Annotated in this window: 16 protein-coding genes; 10 read left to right on the top strand and 6 right to left on the bottom strand. The window is 63.9% G+C overall.

The genetic code is table 11. The annotated features are described in order from the left end of the window. Positions 1-54 precede the first annotated feature (54 nt). The 5 genes from ACWGQ2_RS07615 to ACWGQ2_RS07595 all read left to right on the top strand — a co-directional run bounded on the left by ACWGQ2_RS07615 (position 55) and on the right by ACWGQ2_RS07595 (position 5897). Positions 55-1368 carry an ABC transporter substrate-binding protein gene (locus tag ACWGQ2_RS07615; RefSeq protein ID WP_452015888.1) on the top strand — a complete coding sequence of 438 codons (1314 nt, stop codon included), beginning with the start codon at positions 55-57 and terminating at the stop codon, positions 1366-1368. 60 nt (positions 1369-1428) lie between these two features. Next, positions 1429-2433, top strand: coding sequence for a carbohydrate ABC transporter permease (locus ACWGQ2_RS07610; protein ID WP_452015886.1), 1005 nt, complete (start codon positions 1429-1431; stop codon positions 2431-2433). After that, positions 2430-3335 carry a carbohydrate ABC transporter permease gene (locus tag ACWGQ2_RS07605; RefSeq protein ID WP_452015884.1) on the top strand — a complete coding sequence of 302 codons (906 nt, stop codon included), beginning with the start codon at positions 2430-2432 and terminating at the stop codon, positions 3333-3335. The genes ACWGQ2_RS07610 and ACWGQ2_RS07605 overlap by 4 nt, the downstream gene beginning before the upstream one ends. Next, positions 3335-4807: a GH1 family beta-glucosidase gene (locus ACWGQ2_RS07600; RefSeq protein WP_452015882.1), complete on the top strand. Its 1473-nt coding sequence runs from the start codon at positions 3335-3337 to the stop codon at positions 4805-4807. The genes ACWGQ2_RS07605 and ACWGQ2_RS07600 overlap by 1 nt, the downstream gene beginning before the upstream one ends. A gap of 70 nt (positions 4808-4877) precedes the next feature. Further along, positions 4878-5897 carry a LacI family DNA-binding transcriptional regulator gene (locus ACWGQ2_RS07595; RefSeq protein WP_452015880.1) on the top strand — a complete coding sequence of 340 codons (1020 nt, stop codon included), beginning with the start codon at positions 4878-4880 and terminating at the stop codon, positions 5895-5897. Between the two features lie 33 nt (positions 5898-5930). Here ACWGQ2_RS07595 and ACWGQ2_RS07590 read toward each other — a convergent pair whose 3' ends face one another. The 4 genes from ACWGQ2_RS07590 to polA all read right to left on the bottom strand — a co-directional run bounded on the left by ACWGQ2_RS07590 (position 5931) and on the right by polA (position 12546). Then, a complete protein-coding gene (locus ACWGQ2_RS07590) occupies positions 5931-6644 on the bottom strand; it encodes a hypothetical protein (protein WP_452015878.1) in 714 nt (237 codons plus the stop codon). A gap of 148 nt (positions 6645-6792) precedes the next feature. Then, positions 6793-8265 (bottom strand): 30S ribosomal protein S1, encoded by a 1473-nt coding sequence (rpsA, locus tag ACWGQ2_RS07585; protein WP_091605081.1) that lies wholly within the window; start codon positions 8263-8265, stop codon positions 6793-6795. Between the two features lie 314 nt (positions 8266-8579). After that, positions 8580-9890, bottom strand: coding sequence for a GNAT family N-acetyltransferase (locus ACWGQ2_RS07580; protein WP_452015876.1), 1311 nt, complete (start codon positions 9888-9890; stop codon positions 8580-8582). A gap of 22 nt (positions 9891-9912) precedes the next feature. After that, positions 9913-12546, bottom strand: coding sequence for a DNA polymerase I (polA, locus tag ACWGQ2_RS07575; protein WP_452016082.1), 2634 nt, complete (start codon positions 12544-12546; stop codon positions 9913-9915). A gap of 259 nt (positions 12547-12805) precedes the next feature. Between polA and ACWGQ2_RS07570 the strand changes: the two genes are divergently transcribed. Next, positions 12806-13294 (top strand): PaaI family thioesterase, encoded by a 489-nt coding sequence (locus ACWGQ2_RS07570; RefSeq protein WP_452015874.1) that lies wholly within the window; start codon positions 12806-12808, stop codon positions 13292-13294. Between the two features lie 178 nt (positions 13295-13472). Then, complete coding sequence (locus ACWGQ2_RS07565; protein WP_452016080.1) at positions 13473-14498, top strand: alkene reductase; 1026 nt, start codon at positions 13473-13475, stop codon at positions 14496-14498. Here the strand turns inward: ACWGQ2_RS07565 and ACWGQ2_RS07560 are convergent. After that, positions 14495-16531, bottom strand: a complete 2037-nt coding sequence (locus ACWGQ2_RS07560; protein ID WP_452015872.1) for an MFS transporter — start codon at positions 16529-16531, stop codon at positions 14495-14497. The two genes, ACWGQ2_RS07565 and ACWGQ2_RS07560, sit on opposite strands and share 4 nt — an antisense overlap. 84 nt (positions 16532-16615) lie before the next feature. Next, positions 16616-17026 carry an Hsp20/alpha crystallin family protein gene (locus ACWGQ2_RS07555; RefSeq protein WP_452015870.1) on the bottom strand — a complete coding sequence of 137 codons (411 nt, stop codon included), beginning with the start codon at positions 17024-17026 and terminating at the stop codon, positions 16616-16618. A gap of 322 nt (positions 17027-17348) precedes the next feature. On the opposite strand from ACWGQ2_RS07555, the gene ACWGQ2_RS07550 reads away from it, so the two are divergent. The 3 genes from ACWGQ2_RS07550 to glsA are packed head-to-tail and all read left to right on the top strand — an operon-like array spanning position 17349 to position 21463. Then, positions 17349-18731 (top strand): glutamate decarboxylase, encoded by a 1383-nt coding sequence (locus ACWGQ2_RS07550; protein ID WP_452015868.1) that lies wholly within the window; start codon positions 17349-17351, stop codon positions 18729-18731. Between the two features lie 12 nt (positions 18732-18743). Next, complete coding sequence (gadC, locus tag ACWGQ2_RS07545) at positions 18744-20513, top strand: putative glutamine/gamma-aminobutyrate antiporter GadC (RefSeq protein WP_452015866.1); 1770 nt, start codon at positions 18744-18746, stop codon at positions 20511-20513. Then, positions 20510-21463 carry a glutaminase A gene (gene glsA, locus ACWGQ2_RS07540; protein ID WP_452015864.1) on the top strand — a complete coding sequence of 318 codons (954 nt, stop codon included), beginning with the start codon at positions 20510-20512 and terminating at the stop codon, positions 21461-21463. Before gadC ends, glsA begins: the two co-directional genes overlap by 4 nt. Positions 21464-21482 lie beyond the last annotated feature (19 nt).

The following is a 21482-nucleotide window of genomic DNA, read 5'->3' as shown; positions in this document are numbered from 1 at the left end:
CGGCACGGTCCTCCCCGGGATACCAACCGGCAATGCACACACAAAGGAGTGACCGTGAAAAAGTTCCGACATTCAGCAGCTGTTGTAGCGGGAGCGGCGGCAGTGGCCCTGCTCGCCGCCGGCTGCGGAGGCGGCAGCAATGACGCCGCCTCGGATGAGAACCCGATTGAACTTTCCGTGACCACGTTCGGCACCTTCGGCTATGACGACCTTTACGGGGAGTACGAAGAAGCCAACCCGGGCATCACCATCAAGGCCAACAACATTGACCGCGGTGCCAACGCCCAGACTGATCTGTTCACCAAGCTTGCGGCAGGCTCCGGCGTGAGCGACGTCGTTGCCCTCGAAGAGGGCTGGCTGGGATCGGTCATGGAGGTCTCCGATCAGTTTGTCGACCTCAACGAGTACGGCGCAGCCGACATCAAGGACAACTGGGTCGACTGGAAGTTCAAGCAGGGCACCGACGCCAACGGGCGCGTGATTGGCTACGGCACTGACATTGGCCCGCAGGGCCTTTGCTACAACGGCGACCTCTTCGAAGCGGCCGGGCTTCCGAGCGACCGGGAGGAAGTCGCTGAGCTCTTCGGTGGAGATGACGCAACCTGGGACCGGTACTTCGAACTTGGCAACGAGTACCACAAGACAACCGGCAAGGCCTGGTATGACCAGTCCGGCTTCGTCTGGAACTCCATGGTGAACCAGATGGATGAGGGCTACTACACCAAGGACGGCAACCTCAACATCGAGGGCAACTCTGCCATGAAGGAACGGTTCATGCAGCTCGCTGCGGGAACCGAAGCCGGCCTTTCGGCCAACGAGACCAAGTGGGACTGGGGCACCGGACGGTCCTTCACCGACGGTTCCTTCGCAACCTTCGTCTGCCCCGGATGGATGCTCGGCACCATTCAGGAGCAGCTCGAGTCCGCAGGCGGCGGAGCTGACTCCGGCTGGGACTTCGCAGACGTCTTCCCCGGCGGTGCTTCGAACTGGGGCGGCGCGTTCCTGGCAGTTCCGGAGACCTCGGAGCACAAGGAAGAGGCAGCAAAGCTCGCCGCCTGGCTGACCGCTCCTGAACAGCAGGTGAAGCAGTCTGCTGCAGCCAACAACTTCCCGAGCACGGTTGAGGCCCAAAAGCAGCTGGCTGAAGAGGCAAAGCCGAACCCGGTGTTCAACAACGCACCCACCGGCGCAATCCTCGCCTCGCGCGCAGAGAATGTCATTGCACAGTTCAAGGGACCGGACGACTCCGTCATCCAGGAGAACGTGTTTGGTGCCGCGCTGACCCAGCTTGATGCCGGCAAGACCGACGGTGAAGGGGCCTGGAACGAAGCAATCAAGCTCCTCAACGAACTGGTGGTCAAGGACTAGCACAGACGGACGGGGCCTCCGGTACGCCGGAGGCCCCCCGGATGGCCTGGGAGAGAAGCAATGACCGTAACCCTCAAGCGCCCGGCCCAAGCGGCTGAACCGCTCAGAATCAAACCAACCTTCCGGCAGCGGCTGAACGTCTGGGACGTAAAGGCCTCGCCCTATCTGTACATATCCCCGTTCTTCCTGCTTTTTGGGCTCGTCGGCCTGTTCCCGCTCATCTACACGTTCTGGGTCTCGCTGCACGACTGGCACCTGTTGAAGGGCCAGGGCGACTTCGTGGGCCTTGGGAACTTCGCAACCGTCCTGGGTGACCGGTTCTTCTGGAACTCGCTCGGGAACACCTTCAGCATCTTCCTGCTCTCGGCGATCCCGCAGCTGATCGGCGCGTTGTTCATCGCAGCGATCCTGGATCAGAACATCCGGGCCAAGACCTTCTGGCGCATGTCGATCCTGCTGCCCTACATTGTGACCCCGGTTGCGGTGGCGCTGATCTTCACGAACATGTTCAACGAGCAGCACGGCCTGATCAACAACCTGCTGGGGAACTTCGGCATCGATCCGGTCATGTGGCGGACGGACACCTTCGCCAGCCACGTAGCAGTGGCGACGATGGTCAATTTCCGCTGGACCGGCTACAACGCCCTGATCCTCCTGGCGGCGATGCAGGCAGTACCCCGGGACATCTACGAGTCTGCCGCGATCGACGGCGCGGGTGCGTTCCGCCGGTTCTTCAGCATCACGCTGCCCAGCATCCGTCCCACCATGATCTTCGTCGTGATCACCTCCACCATCGGAGGACTCCAGATCTTCGCTGAGCCACGGCTCTTCGATCCCTCCTACGCCGGCGGACCGCAGCGGCAGTTCCAGACCACCGTGCTTTACCTCTGGGAGATGGGATTCAAACGGATGGACTTCGGCGTGGCCTCGGCAATTGCCTGGCTGCTCTTCCTGATCATCATCGTCATCGGGGTTGTGAACCTCACCCTGTCCAGGCGGATCGCATCATCGGACGGCAGGAAGACCAGGCGCCGGCCGAAGCTTATGGAAGGGAAGTCAAAATGAGCATCATCGAGCAGCGGACAACCGGCCAGGCGCCGGCACCGCGCCCACGCGCCAAGGCCCCGCTGAAGCAGCGTTTCCTCGGCAACGGACTGCGCCCCGGCTACCTGACATACGGGCTTCTCCTGGCCTTCTTTGTCGGGTCCGCGTATCCGCTCTGGTGGTCCGCGATCGTCGGCAGCCGGTCCAACGAGGCGCTAGGCCTGTCCTACCCTCCCCTGCTGCCGGGCGGCAACTTCTGGACGAACGTCGCTGAAGTCTTCAACACTGTTCCGTTCTGGCTTGCCCTCTGGAACAGCGTGGTTATCTCCACCGTCATCACCGTCTCGGTCGTGATCTTCTCGACCCTTGCCGGATATGCGTTCGCGAAGCTCCGGTTCCGCGGAAACACCGGTCTGATGATCGCCGTCGTCGCCACTATGGCGATCCCCACGCAGCTGGGCATCATCCCGCTCTTTATGGTCATGCGCACCTTCGGCTGGACCGGCGAGATCGGTGCAGTGATCATTCCAACGCTGGTTACGGCCTTCGGCGTGTTCTTTATGCGGCAGTACCTGGTGGATGTCATTCCTGATGAGCTCATCGAGTCTGCGCGCATGGACGGTGCGAACATGATTCGTACGTTCTGGCATGTGGCACTGCCCGCCGCCAGGCCGGCCATGGCCATCCTTGGCCTGTTCACCTTTATGAGTGCCTGGACTGATTTCCTCTGGCCGCTGCTGGTGCTTGATGCCAGCAACCCCACACTTCAGACAGCACTTAGCCAGCTGCAGTCCAACCGGTACACCGACTACGCGGTGGTCCTGACCGGTGCAGTAATGGCAACCATTCCCCTGCTGGCACTCTTTGTGCTGGCAGGCAAGCAGCTTATTTCCGGAATCATGCAGGGAGCAGTGAAGGGCTAATGACGAACAACACCTCTACGGGGAACCACAGCAATTTTCCACCCGGGTTTATCTGGGGTTCGGCCACCGCTGCCGCCCAGGTAGAAGGCGCCGCCTGGGAGGACGGTAAGGAGGATTCAGTGTGGGACGCTTTCTCGCGTACGCCGGGAAACGTCCGCAACCAGGACACTCCGGCCATCGCCGTGGACCACTATCACCGGATGCCTCAGGACGTGGCGCTGATGAAGGAACTCGGACTGGATTCCTACCGGTTCTCCACAAGCTGGGCGCGCGTCCGGCCGGGAGGTGGAGCCCTGAATCCCAAGGGCCTGGACTTCTACTCCCGTCTGGTTGACGAACTGCTCGGTGCCGGCATCCTGCCCTGGCTGACGCTCTACCACTGGGACCTCCCGCAGGGCCTGGAGGAGAAGGGCGGCTGGACCAACCGGGACACCGCCTGCCGGTACGTGGAGTACGCCCAGGACGTCTACGCTGCACTCGGCGACCGGGTCCGCCACTGGACCACGTTCAACGAGCCGTTCTGTTCCTCGCTGCTTGGCTACGGCTCCGGAGTGCATGCCCCGGGACGGCAGGAACCCCGAGCGGCGATCGCGGCCGTGCATCACCAGCATCTGGCGCACGGCATGGCCACCACAGAACTGCGCAGCCTGGGGGCAGAACAGATCGGGATCACGCTCAACCTCAGCAACTCGATCCCCAAGGATCCCTCCGATCCGGTGGACCTTGAGGCTGCCCGGCTGTTCGACTCGCTGCAGAACCGGATCTTCCTGGACCCGATTCTCCTCGGCGCCTACCCGGAGGACTCGCTTCGGGACCTTGAGCCCTACGGGCTGCATGAGGTGATTCTGCCCGGCGACATGGAACTCATCGCTGCGCCCATTGATTTCCTGGGCGTCAACCATTACCACGACGACCAGATCAGCGGCCATCCTGACACCTCGGGTGAGGACGGCCACGGCGGCGGAACAGCCAGCCCGAAGGCATCACCGTGGATTGGCGCCGAACACATCACGTTCCCCAGCCGCGGGCTGCCGCGCACAGCAATGAACTGGGAAGTGAACCCGGACGGGCTGCGGACGCTGCTGGTGCGGCTGGGTGAGGAGTACCCCAACCTGCCGCCGCTCTACATCACTGAAAACGGGGCCGCCTACGACGACGCCGTGAGCAGCGAGGGAACGGTCCCCGACGCAGAACGGACCAAGTACATTCTTGACCACGTTCAAGCCGTCGGTGAGGCCATCGCTGAGGGTGCCGACGTGCGGGGCTACTTTGTCTGGTCGCTGCTGGACAACTTTGAATGGTCCTGGGGATATGACAAGCGCTTTGGAATCATTCATGTGGACTACCAGACCCAGGAACGCATCATCAAGGACAGCGGACTGGCCTACAGCAGCTTCGCGCGTGAAGTGCGGCAGGCGGCGGAGGGGACAGGGGCCTACGGCAGCTCCCCCGCTGCCGCCGGTGTCGGGTAAAGGAAACTAAGATTGACTGCTGAGCTCGGCATCGGACAACGGCGCAGGACGCCAGGAAATGGAGACCCCATTGGGTACTGACACGGGCCAGGTGCGGCCGGCTCCCACCTTGGAAATGGTGGCTGCACTGGCCGGAGTCTCCCGGGCGACCGTCTCGCGGGTGGTCAACGGCTCCACCTCGGTGGCGCCCGAACTCGTGCACAGTGTTGAACAGGCCGTCCGGACGCTCAACTATGTGCCGAACCGAGCTGCACGGACCCTGGCCAGCCGGCGGACGTACACCATTACGCTGCTGGTTCCCGAGTCCACGTCCAAGGTGTTTGCGGATCCGTTCTTCGCCACGGTGGTGGAAGGAGTGGCCAAGTACCTCAACTCCACGGACTACATGCTGAACATGGTTACCTCGTCGGAAGCGAATCCGGGGAAGACCCAGCGGTATCTGATGGGCGGCAACGTTGACGGCGTGCTGGTGGTTTCCCACCACAGCGGTGACCATTCCTGGGAGCATCTCAGCGATGCCCTCCCGATCGTCTTCGCCGGACGGCCGCTGCTGAATGCCGCGGACAGCTACTACGTGGAGGTGGACAACGAGGAAGGCGCCCTCGCTGCGGTCCAGCGCCTGATCGAAACGGGGCGGCGGAACATTGCCACAATTGCCGGCCCGCAGGACATGCCTCCCGGGGTGGACCGTCTCGCCGGATGGCGCGGCGGTCTGCACCGGGCCGGGCTCAGCGACGCGCTGGTGGAGTATGGAGACTTTACCGTTGCCTCGGGAGCGGAGGCGATGCGGCGGCTGCTGGCCCGGGGAAAGCCCCTGGACGGAGTTTTCGCAGCCAATGACCAGATGGCTGCCGGTGCCCACGCGGTTATCCGCGAACACGGGCTGCGCATTCCGCAAGACATTGCCCTTGTGGGGTTCGACGACGACCAGTTTGCCACCCGGGTCTCCCCCGCACTGACCACCATCCACCATCCGATCGCGGAGCTCGGCGAGAAAATGGCCCGGATGCTGGTGGAACTCATCGAAGGACGGGCAGCGGAGCGGGTCTGCCGACTGCCCACGTCCCTGGTGGTGCGCGAGTCCGCCTAGTCCGTCCCGGCATCGTGCCGGGACGGGCCGCTGTCAGGCAGCGGTGTACCGGATGCCGCTGTAGTCTTCCTCGGGCCAGAGCTTACTGCACCGGTTACGCCGGTCCCAGCGTGATTCAACAAGCCTCAGCGCGTCCTCCCACTGTTCGGCCTCCGGCTCCCGTGCCCGGATCAGCGCGGCCGCGGCTGCCTCGGATGCACAGTGCCAGACGGAGAACGCTGCGTACTTGGAATCGCTGAAAACGCCGTTCCAGAACGGACTGCGGCGCTTCTTGAGCAGCTGAACTCCCAGTACCAGCAGTCCGGCAGCCAGCGCTGCCGTCCAGAAAAAGACCTCCCCGGAGATGAGATCGAACGGCTTGGCCGCAATGGCAGCTGCCAGCAGTGTTCCCCCGGCGTTGCGGATGCGGCCGGCGTTGGAGGCGGCAAAACCGTCCGTTTCCCGGGCCAGCCTCAGCTGTTCCTTCTCCCAGGCGCGGAAACGGCCCAGATCAGATGTGGCCTCGGAGTGTTTCACCGCTTCCGCAGCTTCGAAGTAGGCCGGGAACCTGGAATGCAGGTCCCTCTGGCGGTCATCGGACGCCCGGAGCTCCTGCCAGGTGTCAGCTTCCCGCTCTTCCTCCGCAGCGCCGTTAATCAGGTTGGCGCACTGGGTCGGAGTCAGGTTCCTCGCGGACGCCTGAGTTCTTTGCCGGATCTTCGTCTCCAGTTCGTCCGATTTCCCCGATAGCGGTTCGCGCCCCTGCATTCCTGTTCCCCCGGTCCTGATGTGTGTGCTGTCCTTTGACGGCGCCCAGCCTACCAAAAGCGGAGACCAGCTCCTGACAAGGCAAAAGGCGGGTCCCCACCGAAGTGGGAACCCGCCTTTTAGGCAGTTAGCGCCTTAGCAACAGAACTTAGTTGCCGGTCAGCTTCTCGCGCAGTGCAGCAAGTGCCTCGTCGGATGCCAGGGTACCGGCAGCGGACTCGGATGCAGCAGGCTCGGAGGAGTAGCTGGTGGAGCTGGACTCAGCGGAGTCCGATGCAGCAGCAACATCCTCGGAGTTGTGCTGGGCAACCTGCTTCTTGTGAGCTTCCCAGCGGGCCTGGGCGTCAGCGTACTGCTGCTCCCAAGCGGCGCGCTGGGTCTCGTAGCCCTCGAGCCATTCGTTCGACTCGGGATCGAAGCCTTCGGGGTACTTGTAGTTGCCGGCTTCGTCGTACTCTGCGGCCATGCCGTACAGAGCCGGATCGAATTCGGTGCCCTCGGGGTCGACGCCCTCGTTCGCCTGCTTCAGCGACAGGGAGATGCGGCGGCGCTCGAGGTCGATGTCGATGACCTTGACGAACAGTTCGTCACCAACGGAGACAACCTGCTCTGCCAGCTCTACGTGGCGGACAGCCAGCTCGGAGATGTGGACCAGGCCTTCGATGCCGTCTTCGACGCGAACGAACGCACCGAACGGAACCAGCTTGGTGACCTTGCCCGGCACAACCTGGCCCAGGGCGTGGGTGCGGGCGAAGGTCTGCCACGGATCTTCCTGCGTAGCCTTCAGCGACAGGGAGACACGCTCGCGGTCGAGGTCAACTTCCAGAACCTCAACGGTGACTTCCTGTCCAACTTCAACGACCTCGGAGGGGTGGTCGATGTGCTTCCAGGACAGCTCGGAAACGTGAACGAGGCCGTCTACGCCGCCAAGGTCCACGAATGCACCGAAGTTGACGATGGAGGAAACAACGCCCGGACGAACCTGGCCCTTTTCCAGCTTGTTGAGGAAGGTGGAACGGACCTCGGACTGGGTCTGCTCGAGCCATGCACGGCGGGACAGGACCACGTTGTTGCGGTTCTTGTCCAGCTCGATGATCTTGGCTTCGATCTGCTGGCCGATGTACGGAGCCAGGTCGCGGACGCGACGCATCTCCACGAGGGATGCGGGCAGGAAGCCGCGCAGCCCGATGTCGAGGATAAGACCACCCTTGACAACCTCGATGACGGTACCGGTAACGACGCCGTCTTCTTCCTTGACCTTCTCGATGTCGCCCCAGGCACGCTCGTACTGTGCGCGCTTCTTGGAGAGGATCAGACGGCCTTCTTTGTCTTCCTTGGTGAGGACCAAAGCTTCGACCTGATCGCCCACGGAGACAACGTCCCCGGGATCGACGTCGTGCTTGATGGAAAGCTCACGGGAAGGAATGACACCCTCGGTCTTGTAACCGATGTCGAGCAGGACCTCGTCGCGGTCAACCTTGACGACGGTACCTTCGACGAGATCGCCGTCGTTGAAGTACTTGATCGTTGCGTCAATGGCGGCGAGGAAGTCCTCGGCAGATCCGATGTCGTTGATGGCGACCTGCGGGGTACCGGACTTCTCGGTGGTGGTGATGGTCATGTAGTTGGGACTCCGATGTGGAAGTTGTAGTAATTCCGGAGGCGCTCCCACCGGCTCGCGTGCAACCTAAATACTCAGGTTCAAGACGGTGCTTGGTTGTCCGGAGATGGACAGAATGTTAATAATGTTGGTGCCCGCCCTGCGCTTGGTATGCAACTCCCGGTATTGGGAACCGAACCAGCACGCGTGACGCGCCTGTTCAGTCTAGCCGGAGGCTCCAAGTCAGGTCAAAGCCGTACGGGGATTCCAGTAGTCCTTCATCCCTCTTCCTGCTAACCGCGAAAGGCCGCCGGTAATTCCCGGACCCGAAACCGCTAGAAGTGGGTGCTGCAGTACGGAGCCCGTGCAACGTCAAAGAGCCGGCCAAGGGCGCGGATGTCCTCTGCGCTCCCCCGGATCCCGCCGGCGGAGGCCAGCACGGAGGCCGCCGCACCGCCAAGGTAGAGGGACGCGAACGCGGCAGCGTCCGCCTCCACCGCAGGCACACCCGAGGGCAGCTCGTCCTCCAGTTCCGTGACCACGGCTGCTGAACCGCTGACCTGGAGCAGCCACCGCCCCTGGGCAAGCCCCAGCGGATCAGCAATATCCAGCACCAGTTCTCCGTCGGCCTCGAACCCGCGGGAACGGAGCATCGCTGCCGGGTCCAGCGCCCGCAGCCACAGTGCGTCCGCAATGCCGGTGATGCGGTATCGGCGCCGGTCGGCCAGCGCCCACGGAAGCGGATCGGCAACGGGGGCGGAAGCGGTGATCTTCTCAACCAGGTCGATCGAGCCCAGATAGCGCCACAGCTCGAGCCGGGCCGTGTCGTCTACAGCAACCAGGTCCAGCACCTTCAGGGTATGCGGCTCGGTTTCCCACGGCAGGAACCGGTAGGTGACATACCCGTCCGGGGTGCCGGCGGCGTCGTAATGGACGGCTGCCCGCACTTCCTTCTGCTTCTCGGGAAGGTCTCCCCAGAGACCGGCCGCCCGCTTCGCATACCCGGTCTGACGCCCCAGCGCCCCGCGGGTCACCTGCAGGTGCCGGGCGAAGATCTGAGGCGCAAGCTTCTCCATCCCGGCGAGGTCAGCCAGGACAGTGGTGCCCGACGGCGCCGTGCGCAGTTCCAGCCTCCCGCGGACATCCACCTCCACCAGGGTTTCCGACGTCGCTGCGCCGAAGCCGAACCGTCCGTAGATCACGGCCTCGGAGGCATACAGGGAAGCAAGGGCAAAACCGCTCTCCTTCGCGATCCGGAGGTCCTCAGTCATCATGTTCGTGAGGATGCCCCGCCGGCGGTGGGTGGGGCGCACTGTGACGGAGGTGACCTGGTGTGCCGGGATCAATCCCGCTCCGGCATTCAGGTCATGGGCCATCGTGGCGTACGTGGCAACGGGAGCCTGCGGATTCCAGGCGTGTTCGGGCGCGCCGTCGTCGTAGACACCCGTGAGGGTCCGTCCATCAGCGACGTAGGCCTGGATAATCGACGCCACGTGCGCCGGATCAATGGCAGGATCGTGGAACCCGACGTTGACCGCTTCGAGCCAGTCAGCGGTCTGCTCATCGGGACGCTGCGGATCGCTTTCGGTGAAGCCGGCGTGAAAACGTTCCGTGCGCAGAGCGGTCCGGGTGGTCTCGGCCGTCATGTGTTCCCCTTGGTCGTTGGTTCTAATGCCCTGCCTCGTGCCAGCTCGCACCCCAGCCCACTGAGACATCCAGCGGAACGGACAGGTCGGCTGCGCCGGCCATCTGCTCGCGCACCAGCTTCTCTGCGGCTTCGCGTTCGCCCGGCGCGACTTCCAGGACAAGTTCGTCATGGACCTGCAGAAGCATACGCGTCTTGAGGCCCTGCTTCTTCAGTTCAGCATCCACACCGAGCATGGCCTTCTTGATGATGTCTGCGGCCGAGCCCTGGATCGGGGCGTTCAGTGCAGCGCGCTCGGACATTTCGCGCAGCTGCCGGTTGGTGCTGGCGAGGTCCGGCAGGTAGCGGCGGCGGCCCTCGATGGTTGAGGTGTAGCCGTCCTTGCGGGCCTGCTCGACGACGCCGCGCAGGTAGTCCCGAACCGCGCCGAAGCGGGTGAAGTAGTCGCGCATCAGTGTCCGTGCTTCATCCACCGGGATGGAGAGCTGTTTGGACAAGCCGAAGGAGCTCAGGCCGTACACCAGGCCGTAGGACATTGCCTTGACCTTGGAGCGCATGGCGCTGGTGACTTCTTCGGGCGGAACACCGAAGATGTGCGAGCCGACGAACCGGTGAAGGTCTTCGCCGTCCCGGAAGGCCTGGATCAGGCTTTCGTCCCCGGAGAGGTGCGCCATGATGCGCATTTCGACTTGGGAGTAGTCGGCGGTCAGCAGGGTCTCGTAGCCCTCGCCCACCACGAACACCTCACGGATCCGGCGGCCTTCCTCGGAGCGGATCGGAATGTTCTGCAGGTTCGGGTTGATCGAGGACAACCGGCCGGTGGCGGCCACGGTCTGCGCGTAGGTGGTGTGGATCCGGCCGTCGTCGGATACGGACTTCCGCAGGCCTTCCACCGTCTGGCGCAGTTTGGAGGCGTCCCGGTAGGCCAGCAGGTGGGCCAGGAATGGATGGCCGTTTGTTTTAACGATCAGGTCCGAGAGCGCATCGGCGTCGGTCGAGTAGCCGGTCTTGATCTTCTTGGTCTTGGGCAGGCCCAGCTCGTCGAAGAGCACCACCTGCAGCTGCTTCGGGGAGCCGAGATTGATCTCCTTGCCGATTACCTCGAACGCTTCGGTCTTGGCCTGTTCGATGGTGCGGCCGAACTCGTCCAGCAGCCGGTCCAGCTTGTCGGTGGACACGGCAATGCCGGCCAGTTCCATCTCAGCCAGGACCTCTGCCAGCGGCAGTTCGAGCCCGCCGAGGAGCTGGTTGGCTCCGCGTTCGACCAGCAGCCCGGAGAAGTGCTCGCTCAGGCGCAGGGCAGCGAAGGCTTCCATGACGGCGGGAGCGGCGGTGTCCTCGCCGTCGAGTGAGAGTTCAAGCTGGTTGCCGGAAGCCGCGGCGGGCTCGAGCGAGAGTTTCAGGTGCTGCAGGCTCAGGTCCGGCAGGTCGTAGCTGCGCCGGTCGGGCTGGATGAGGTACCCGGAGATAGCGGGGTCATCTACTTCGCCGTCGAGGTGGAGGCCGCGGCGGGAGAGCAGCTTGTAGGAGTCCTTGAAATCGTGGACCACCTTGGGTGCGTTGGTGTCTGCGAGCCAGTCCGCCAGGACCTTCTCTGCGTCTGCGTCCAGCTCCGTGAGCGGAACGAAGACCGCGGCATCATCCGTGACAACGGCAAGGCCGGTCGCCTCGCGGAATTCGCCCGCTCCTTCGGTGACCAGCCGGAGCCCGGCCGGCTTCTGGTTGGTCGCCTTGAACCAGGCTGAAAGGGCGTCTGCGGCGGTGATGGTGGTGTGGGCGGGCGGCAGCAGCTCCGGGTGGTCCCCGGGGACTTCCTCTTCGCCGTACACGTCGAAGAGGCGCTTGCGCAGTGCGTTGAACTGCAGGGCGTCGAAGAGTTCCTCGATGGCCTCCCGGTCGGGCCGGCGGGCGGCCATTGCATCCAGGTCCACGGGCAGTTCGAGGTCCCGCAGCAGCCGGTTCAGCCGGCGGTTGCGCTTAACGTCCTCGATGTTCGCGCGGAGGGAATCGCCCACCTTGCCCTTGATCTCATCCAGGTGTTCCAGGATGCCTTCGAGTCCGCCGTAGGCCTTGATCCATTTGGCGGCAGTCTTGGGGCCAACGCCCGGCACACCGGGCAGGTTGTCCGCGGACTCCCCCACCAGGGCGGCGAGGTCTGAGTACTTGTCCGGCGGCACCAGGTATTTCTCCTCCACCGCGGCTGCGTCCATGCGCGGCAGGTCGGAGACACCCTTCTTCGGGTAGAAGACGGTAACCCGGTCATTGACCAGCTGGAAGGCGTCCCGGTCGCCGGAGACCACCATGACGTCCCAGTTCCGGCCGGCTGCCTGCTCGGCGAGGGTGGCCAGGATGTCGTCCGCTTCGTAGCCGTCGAGCGTGATGGTGGGAATGCGCATGGCTTCCATGACCTTGATGATCAGGTCGACCTGGCCGTGGAACTCTTCGGGCGTCTTGTTGCGTCCGCCCTTGTACTCCGAGTACTCCTCGGTGCGGAAAGTCGGTGTGTCCAGATCGAAGGCCACGGCAATGTGGGTGGGCTCTTCGTTCTTGATCAGGTTGATCAGCATGGACGTGAAGCCGTACACCGCGTTGGTGTGCTGCCCGGTGTCGGTGGAGAAGTTCTCCGCCGGCAGGGCGTAGAAAGCCCGGAAAGCCATTGAATGGCCGTCAATAACCAGCAGGCGGCTGTGGCCGGAAGCGTTCGGCGTTCCCAGGGCGGCTTCGGCCGGAGCTGCAGCCGCCAGGCCGGACGGCACGGGTGCCGCGTGGCTGCCTGTCGGGGCGGCTTCCGCCGGCTCGGTGTCCGCCTCCGTTTCCGCGGTTTCCAGCAGGGAATCCGCGGGCTCGGGAAGGGGGTCAGAGACAGGTACAGAGGCCAGTTTGGCAGTTTCACTCACAGATGTAAGCCTAGTGGGCATGAGCGACATTTTCACGCCGGGCCAGGCTGGCCCCGCGCAGGGCGAACTCCCCCGGCTGCAGGAACTGATCGACGCCGGCGTGCCGGCAGAACTGCACCCCTGGCTGGGCGAATCCGGAGTCGGCCCCCTGGTGGTGAAGCTCGGCATCCGTTTCCTGGAGATGTCCCCCTCCCGGATCGTGGCCACCATGCCGGTTGAGGGCAACCAGCAGGTTGCGGGCATCCTGCACGGCGGTGCCCATGTTGTCCTCGCTGAAACCCTGGGTTCCTTCGCCGCTTCGCTGCATGCCGGACCCGGCCGCTACGCCGTCGGCATCGAGGTGGGCGCCACCCATCACCGTTCGGTTTCCACCGGGCTCGTCACCGGCACTGCCACGGCCGTGCATCTGGGCGGAACAGTTACCACGCATGAAGTGGTGATGACTGACGAGGAGGGACGCCGCCTCTCCACTGCCCGCATTACCAACCTGATCCGCGAGGTCCGCTAATCCCCACGCAGCCGGACGCACCGGCCAGGCGGGGAATAGGCACGCAGATCCGGGAGTTGTCCGCAGATAACCCCAATGCGCAGGTGCCTTAGTTGTGCCTGCCGAAAGGAAGTACGTGCAGACAGATCTGTTTTCTCCCCTGACCCTAGGCACCCTCGAGCTGCCGAACCGCCTGGTGATGGCACCGCTGACCCGTGTCCGCAGCGGCGCCGAAGGCATTCCCGGTCCCCTCGTAGCCGAGCATTACCGGCAGCGGGCGTCCCTTGGCCTGATCGTTTCCGAGGGAACCTACCCGTGCCGGGAAGGCCAGGGATTCTCCGGTCAGCCGGGACTGGTCACACGGGAGCAGCTTGCCGGCTGGCGCGAAGTTACTGACGCCGTCCACGGGGCAGGAGGACGGATCTTCGCACAGGTAATGCACGCCGGCCGTGTCTCCCACCCGGAACTCAACGGCGGCTTCCAGACCGTGGCGCCCAGCGCCATCGCCATTGAGGGAGTCATCCGCACCCCGGCCGGCAAGCTGCCGCACGCCGAGCCGCGGGAGCTCAGCGAACCGGAACTGGACGAGGTACGGGACATTTTTGTCCGCGGTGCGCTCTCTGCAGTTGAAGCAGGGTTCGACGGCGTCGAACTCCACGGTGCCAACGGGTACCTGCTGCACGAATTCCTCAGCCCGGCCTCCAACCGGCGCACCGATGGGTACGGCGGATCACCGCAGGCACGCGCACGCTTTGTAGTGGAGGTGGTCACCGCCGTGGCCGCTGCCATTGGTGCGGACCGGGTCGGCCTGCGCATCTCTCCGGAGCACAACATCCAGGACGCCTGGGAGCAGGACGCGGAGGAAACCCTCGCCACCTACGGTGCCCTGGTGGACGAAATCGCTCCGCTGGGCCTGGCGTACCTGAGCATCCTCCACAACAACCCGGCGGGTGACCTGGTGCAGGAACTCCGCCGCCGTTTCGGTTCCCCGGTTCTGCTGAACACCGGTTTCGCCGTCGTCACCACCCGGGAAGAAGCAGCCGGACTGCTGGAGCAGGACCTGTGCGACGCCGTCGCCGTCGGCCGCCCTGCCATCGCGAATCCGGATCTGCCCCTGCGCTGGCGCGACGGGCTGCCGCTGAATACCCCGGACCAGTCCACCTTCTACTCGGACGGCGCCGAGGGTTACACGGACTATCCGGAATACGCAGGCGCGACCGCCTAAACCTTCAGGACGGTCGACGGCGGTTCTCCGCCGAGTTCGACGTCCACGTCCGTGTCCGCGGAAGGCAGCACCACCAGCCGGGTGTGCGTGGCCCCCGACGGTTCGGCGACGCTGAGGACGTACCGGCCCGGGGCCGGCAGCGGCAGTTCATAGCTGCCGTCCCGGGCCGAAACCGCTGAAAGTGCCCCTGCGTCCCCGGTCTGGGGAACCAGGAGAATAAGCGCGTTAGGCACCGGACGCCCATGGTGCCGGACACGCCCGGTGAGCATCAGCCGGTGCGTGAAGTGGATATCGTACGGGCCCGGTGACCCGGGGAACTGTAGTACTTCGGAGACCGGGAGCCAGCGGCTGTGGGAGGCGATGAAAACGTAGCGCCCCGGTCCCGGCAGGACCACCGAGTAAGTGCCGTGTTCATCCGTGCGGTCCCAGTCCACGGGTGTTCCCGACAAGTCGGCGACAGAAACGGTTCCCCGGTCTATTGCCCCGCGGTCCCAGGGTGCCCGCAGAGTGCCGGTAACGCTGAAAGCCTGCTCCGGCCCGGGCGTTGAAGCTGTCTCGGCGCCGGCCCCGCCGGTTTCGGCACGTGCAGCATGAAGATCCGGATGCGTGGCCTCGTGCCGGAGGGCCCGCGGGAGCAGGAAGCACAGCAGCGTGGCTGCCGCTGCGGCCAGCCCGGCAAGGATAAAGATCAGGCGGAACGCTTCCAGCCCCGGGAAGACCCGCCCTCCGACGCCGAGGGTGATGGAGGCCAGGATGGTCGCCACTGCCGCGCTGCAGGTGGAAGTACCAACCGAGCGCAGCAGGGTGTTCAGCCCGTTGGCGGCCGCGGTGTCTGTCCGCGGCGAATTGCTCATCACGATGGTGGGCATGGCGGCCATGGCCATGGCGGTGCCCACGGAAATCACCACGGCTCCGAAAATGATGCCGCCAATGGTACTGACCAGGAAGGTGCGGCTGAGGTACCCGGCGGCCATCACGGCGCAGCCGCTGATCATGGTGGTCTTGGCTCCAAAGCTGTTGGTGATGCGCGCTGAGACGGGGGCGATCGCCACCATTGCCACTCCGGAGGGGATCATGGTCAGCCCTGCAACCAGGACGCTCAGTCCAAAGCCATACCCGGTGACCCGGGAGAGCTGCAGCTGCTGGGTGGTGACCAGCATGTTGGCGTACATCGAGAAGCCCACCAGGATCGCCGCGATGTTCACTACCAGTATTGGCCGCCGCGCGGAGGTCCGCAGGTCAACAAGGGGCTGCCCGCTGCGCAGCTCCAGCGGAAACCACAGGGCGATCAGGACGGCAAAGGCCGCGAAGAGGCCCAGGATGATATCGCTCGTCCAGCCCCAGATCCCTCCCTTGGTGATGGCAAGCAGCAGCGTGGTCATGGCGCCGGAGAGCAGCAGCGCTCCGGCGTAGTCGAACCGGCCTTTGGTGCGCAGGGTTGATTCCGGTACGAAGACGTATACGGCTGCAAGGATCACCAGGGCGATCAGGGCCACGACCCAGAAGGTGGCCTCCCAGCCGAGCTGCTGGTAGATCAGACCGGCCATCGGCAGTCCGAGTGCACTGCCGATCCCGAAGCTGGCGCTCATCAGGGAAACCGCCCCCGCGATCCGGCGCTGGGGCAGGGTGTCACGAAGGATGCTGATGCCCACCGGTATCACTGCCCCGGCGAAACCCTGCAGGGTGCGGCCGATGACTGCTGAGACGAACGTGCCGCCGAGAGCCGCAATAAACCCGCCCGCCACCATCATGGCCAGGGAAATCATCAGCATGCGCTTTTTGCCGAACATGTCCGCCAGCCGGGAAACGATCGGCGTAGCCACTGCAGCACTAAGCAGGGTAACGGTGACCAGCCAGGACACGTCATCCGAACTCACCGCGAAGATCCGCGGATACTCCGGCAGCAGCGGCACCACCGCTGTTTTCTCCAGCGATACCGTGATTCCGCCCAGGGCCATGATGGTGGTCACCAGCCAGGCGGGTGACCTGCTTGCCCGGGAGGCGGGAGGGCTGCTCTGGCTCTGCTGGGACACTGGGCCTCCTCCAGTAGCCGGGCGCGTCAAACCTTATGGCGCAGGAGGCAGCGCAGCTGTACCCCGCGCTGCCGTACCGTGCCGTCAGCTTCGGCTGATCGGAACTTTCCGCCCGGTGCTGCCCTCGTCCTGGATCGGTACCCGGACCTCCAGCACCCCGTCCCGGTAGGAGGCTGTCACCTCATCGGTGCTCGCCCCGGCCGGCAGCTGAATGTCACGGCTGAAGGAGCCGTACTTGAACTCCGACCGGTAGCCGTTCTTGGCCCGGTTTGAAGTCTCCTCCCGCCGTTCTCCCCGGATGCGCAGGGTGCCGTCGGAGACAGTCACGTCCAGGTCCTTTTCCGGATCGATACTTGGAAGCTCTGCCCGTACCACCATGGCTCCGGTGTCCCGGAACTCTTCCACCCGGAAGGCGGGGACTTCCCAATCCCCTTCAAAGAGCCGGCGCATGGGTTCAGGCAGTTCAAAACGGTCTCGTCGGCTCAGTCCAGCCATGGGGTTTCTCCTGCGGTATACCGCTCGCCCGGCGTCCGTACGTTCCTTGGGCGGCGGGGCTGCTGCGGGAAACGGATAAGTTCTCTGAGGGTACGCGCGGCGCTGCGCCCGCTCAACGCCAAGGGACCTGACCGGCACCCGCGGAAGCAGCTTTCGGAGTACTTATCGACGAATCCGAAACTACGTGCCGGTATGGCCGGAGGTGCCTAGAACGACGCCGCGCGCCCGCGTATAGTCGATCGCGCGCACCCATGGGGCTTATCCGCCGCCGCGCACCGCGGCAGGCATTCACGCTGGACACTCCTTAGGAGAGGTCGAAACCATGCCGCAGAACGATCCCCAGGACTTCCTCAACCTCAACCCGGTATTTTCCCGTGAGGGCGAGGACACCCAGATACCAAAGTACGAGTTCCCGCAGGGCAGCATGCTGCCTGGAACCGCCTACCAGATCGTCCATGACGAAACCATGCTGGACGGCAACGCCCGGCTGAATCTTGCAACGTTCGTCAGCACCTATATGGACGACCACGCGAACCGGCTGTACGCCGAAACGTATGACAAGAACATGATTGACAAGGATGAGTATCCGCAGACGGCGGCGATCGAACAGTACTGCTGGAAGATGCTGGCCGGGTTGTGGCACTCCCCCGATTCCCAGGGAACCATCGGCACCTCAACCATCGGTTCCTCGGAAGCGTGCATGCTCGGTGGACTGGCGTTCAAGCGGCTCTGGCAGCACAAGCGCCGGTCCGAGGGCAAGTCCACCGAGAAACCAAACCTGATCATGAGTTCTGCAGTGCAGGTCTGCTGGGAGAAGTTCTGCAACTACTTCGACATCGAGGCGCGGCTGGTTCCCATCAGCGAGGAACACAAGTGCCTGGATGGATTCGAGCTCGAGAAGTACGTCGACGAGAACACCATCGGAGTGGTCGCAATCATGGGCGTGACCTACACGGGCATGTACGAGCCGGTAAAGCAGATCGCTGCGAAACTCGACGAGATCCAGGCCTCCACGGGGCTGGACATCCCGATCCACGTGGACGGGGCATCCGGCGCCATGATCGCACCCTTCATCCAGCCGGAGCTTGAATGGGACTTCCAGATTGAGCGGGTCCATTCGATCAGCACGTCCGGACACAAATACGGCCTCGTCTATCCGGGCCTCGGCTGGGTTGTCTGGCGGGAACGGCAGTGGCTGCCGGAAGACCTCATCTTCTACGTCAGCTACCTCGGCGGCGACATGCCCACGTTTGCCCTGAACTTCTCCCGCCCCGGCGCCCAGGTGGTGCTGCAGTTCTACATGTTCCTCCGCCTCGGTTTCGAAGGCTACAAGAAGGTCCAGCAGGCCTGCCAGGACGTTGCGCTGTACCTTTCCCACGGCATCAGCGAGATCGGCCCGTTCGAGCTGTGGAATGACGGCTCTGACATTCCTGTCTTCGCCTGGCGGCTGAAGGAGGGGCATACGGACCGCTGGACGCTGTACAACCTGGCAGACCGGCTCCGCACCAAAGGATGGCTGGTGCCTGCCTATCCAATGCCGGACAACCTGGGCAGCCTCACGGTCGAGCGGATCGTAGTGCGCAACGGCCTGAGCATGGACCTTGCTGGCCGACTGCTCAAGGACATCCAGGACGAGACGGCCTACCTGGAAAACCTGAGTGCGCCCATGCCGGTTGAGCAGGAGCACCCGGGATTCCACCACTAGGAGGTGAGCGCAGTGAGCGATTCAACTGCATCAGCTGCATCAGCCGGCGCTGCTTCATCGACTGGATCTGCATCCGGCCGCATGAGCCGCGCAAAGCAAAACGCAACCATTACCGTCGGCGCGCTCGCCGTTATGAACATCGTGGCCGTCGTCAGTCTCCGCGGCCTTCCGGCAGAGGCTGAATATGGCCTGAGCTCGATCTTCTACTACGTCTTCGCCGCCGTCGTTTTCCTGATTCCTGTGTCCATCGTGGCGGCAGAGCTGGCTACGGGGTGGCCCGAAACCGGCGGTGTCTTTCGCTGGGTCGGTGAAGCCTTTGGCCCCCGCTGGGCCTTCCTGGCCATGTTCATGCTCTTCATCGAAGTGACCATCTGGTTCCCCACCGTGCTCACCTTCGGCGCTGTGTCCCTTGCTTACACAGGGACGGACACGAATATTGACGCGCAGCTGTCGGGGAACAAGGCCTTCGTCCTCGCCGTCGTGCTGGTGGTGTACTGGCTGGCCACGTTCATCGCCTTCCGCGGTGCGGCGGCATTCTCCAAAGTCGCCCAGTGGGGCGGAATTGTGGGCACCCTGATTCCGGCCGGGATCCTGATAATTCTTGGATTCTCCTACTACTTTGCCGGCAATACGCCGCAGATCCAGATGGGATGGGGAGAGGTCATACCGGACTTCTCCAACTTCTCCAACGTTGTGCTGGCGGCCAGCATTTTCCTCTTCTATGCCGGCATGGAAATGAACGCCATCCACGTCAAGGACGTAAAGAACCCAACACGGAATTATCCGCTGGCAGTGCTTATCGCCGCTGCAGGGACAGTCATCATTTTTGTCCTGGGAACCCTCGCCATTGCCTTTGTGGTGCCGCAGGCGGACATCAACCTGACGCAGAGCCTGCTCACTTCCTACAACGACATGTTCGACTGGGCGGGCATTGGCTGGGCCTCGCCGATCGTTGCAGGAATGCTGCTGATCGGTGTGCTGGCCGGGGTGGTCACCTGGGTTGCCGGCCCTTCCAGCGGCCTGCTCGCAGTGGGCAGGGCAGGGTACCTTCCACGTTTCTGGCAGCACACCAACAAGCACGGCATGGGAACACACATCCTGCTCTTCCAGGCGTTTATGGTGACGGCCCTGGGCGTTGTCTACGTGGTCCTGCCCTCGGTTCAGGCGGCCTACCAGATCCTGAGCCAGCTAACCGTCATCCTCTACCTCGTGATGTACCTGCTGATGTTCGCTGCGGCGATCTACCTGCGCTACAGCCAGCCGAACCGGCCCCGGCCGTACCGGGTGCCCGGCGGTGACCTGGGCATGTGGATCTTCGGCGGCGTCGGATTCCTGGGTTCGCTGATGGCCTTTGTCTTCAGCTTCATCCCGCCGGACCAGATTTCCGTGGGGTCACCGGAAACCTATGTGGGAATCCTGGTGGGCGGCGCGGTGCTGCTCATCATCCTCCCCATGGTTATCTATGCGTTCCGGAAGCCGCACTGGAAGGATCCGCAGGCCGAATTCGTGCCCTTCACCTGGCAGCTGGAACACAAACATCCCGGTACGGTCAACGAATCCTCAGCGCCGACGGCCGAGCTCTCCGAGAAATGGGAGAGCGCCTATGAAGGGTCAGCCGCTGACGCACCTGCGGCCGGGACAACGGCCGGCACCACTGCCGGGAAGCACTCCGGGAAGCCGTCGCCGGCAGGCGCCGGATCCAGAGGCTCCGGAGCCGGCGGACGGTCGCGCGGACACCGGCCCCGTACGGGGCCTGCAGCAGGCGGGAGCACAGCGGTATGAAAATCGATAAATCAGCTATCCAGGCGGCCGTGACGACGGCGCACAGCGACTTCAAATCGGACACCGGCGGAGAGAACGCCAGCTACATTCCTTATCTGGCCTCCGTTGACCCGGCACTCTTTGGCGTCAGTGTGGTGACGGCCGACGGCGAGGTCTTCGAAACGGGCGACGCGCGGTTTGAGTTCGCTCTGGAATCGATATCCAAAGTCTTCTCGATGGCACGGGCCATGGACGAGGTAGGGCTCCCCCAGTTCCACGAGAAGGTGGGTGCGGATCCCACGGGGGAACCGTTCAACTCGGTGATCGCAGTGGCCCTGCACGGAGACAAGCCGCTTTCCCCGCTGGTCAATGCCGGGGCCATGTCCACGGTGTCCCTGATCCCGGCCGGCAGCGCGCAGGAACGCTGGCAGAAGATCCTGGCCACCCAGTCGGTCTTTGCCGGCCGGGAAATCAAGCTCAGCGACGCCGTCAATGACTCGGAACAGTCCACGAACTTCCACAACCGGGCCATCGCGTGGCTGCTGTACTCGGGCGGAACCATGTACTCGGATCCGATGGAGGCCTGCGACGTGTATACACGCCAGTGCTCCACCCTGGTCACCACCATCGATCTGGCCACGATGGGAGCGACCATTGCTGCCCGCGGAACCAATCCGGTGACGAAGCAGGCAGCTATCACCCATACGGACATCATTCCGTCCATGCTGGCGGAGATGACCATGGAGGGGCTCTACACAGCCTCCGGCGACTGGGCCTACCGGGTGGGACTGCCCGGAAAATCCGGAGTGGGCGGCGGCGTACTGGCCGTGATGCCGGGAGTGCTCGCCATCGCGGCGTTTTCCCCGCCCCTGGACCCCGTAGGCAACAGCGTACGGGCGCGCAAGGCCGTGGCGCAGATCGCGTCGGCGTTGAACCTCAACCTGTACAACGCCTCGGACTACGCCACGTAGCGGCTGCGCGGCAAAGACG

This window comes from Arthrobacter sp. NPDC055585 (assembly GCF_053619115.1).
The sequence above is the reverse complement of the archived record's forward strand: the minus strand, read 5'-3'. Positions and strand labels throughout refer to the sequence as shown.

Bases quoted from the DNA above. Each gene is read 5' to 3' on its own strand.
- ACWGQ2_RS07600 (WP_452015882.1), top strand. From the start codon at position 3,335: ATGACGAACAACACCTCTACGGGGAACCACAGCAATTTTCCACCCGGG.
- polA (WP_452016082.1), bottom strand. From the start codon at position 12,546: ATGGCTTTCCGGGCTTTCTACGCCCTGCCGGCGGAGAACTTCTCCACC.
- ACWGQ2_RS07580 (WP_452015876.1), bottom strand. From the start codon at position 9,890: ATGACGGCCGAGACCACCCGGACCGCTCTGCGCACGGAACGTTTTCAC.
- glsA (WP_452015864.1), top strand. From the start codon at position 20,510: ATGAAAATCGATAAATCAGCTATCCAGGCGGCCGTGACGACGGCGCAC.
- ACWGQ2_RS07605 (WP_452015884.1), top strand. From the start codon at position 2,430: ATGAGCATCATCGAGCAGCGGACAACCGGCCAGGCGCCGGCACCGCGC.
- ACWGQ2_RS07550 (WP_452015868.1), top strand. From the start codon at position 17,349: ATGCCGCAGAACGATCCCCAGGACTTCCTCAACCTCAACCCGGTATTT.
- ACWGQ2_RS07565 (WP_452016080.1), top strand. From the start codon at position 13,473: ATGGCACCGCTGACCCGTGTCCGCAGCGGCGCCGAAGGCATTCCCGGT.
- ACWGQ2_RS07590 (WP_452015878.1), bottom strand. From the start codon at position 6,644: ATGCAGGGGCGCGAACCGCTATCGGGGAAATCGGACGAACTGGAGACG.
- ACWGQ2_RS07555 (WP_452015870.1), bottom strand. From the start codon at position 17,026: ATGGCTGGACTGAGCCGACGAGACCGTTTTGAACTGCCTGAACCCATG.
- ACWGQ2_RS07610 (WP_452015886.1), top strand. From the start codon at position 1,429: ATGACCGTAACCCTCAAGCGCCCGGCCCAAGCGGCTGAACCGCTCAGA.
- rpsA (WP_091605081.1), bottom strand. From the start codon at position 8,265: ATGACCATCACCACCACCGAGAAGTCCGGTACCCCGCAGGTCGCCATC.
- ACWGQ2_RS07570 (WP_452015874.1), top strand. From the start codon at position 12,806: ATGAGCGACATTTTCACGCCGGGCCAGGCTGGCCCCGCGCAGGGCGAA.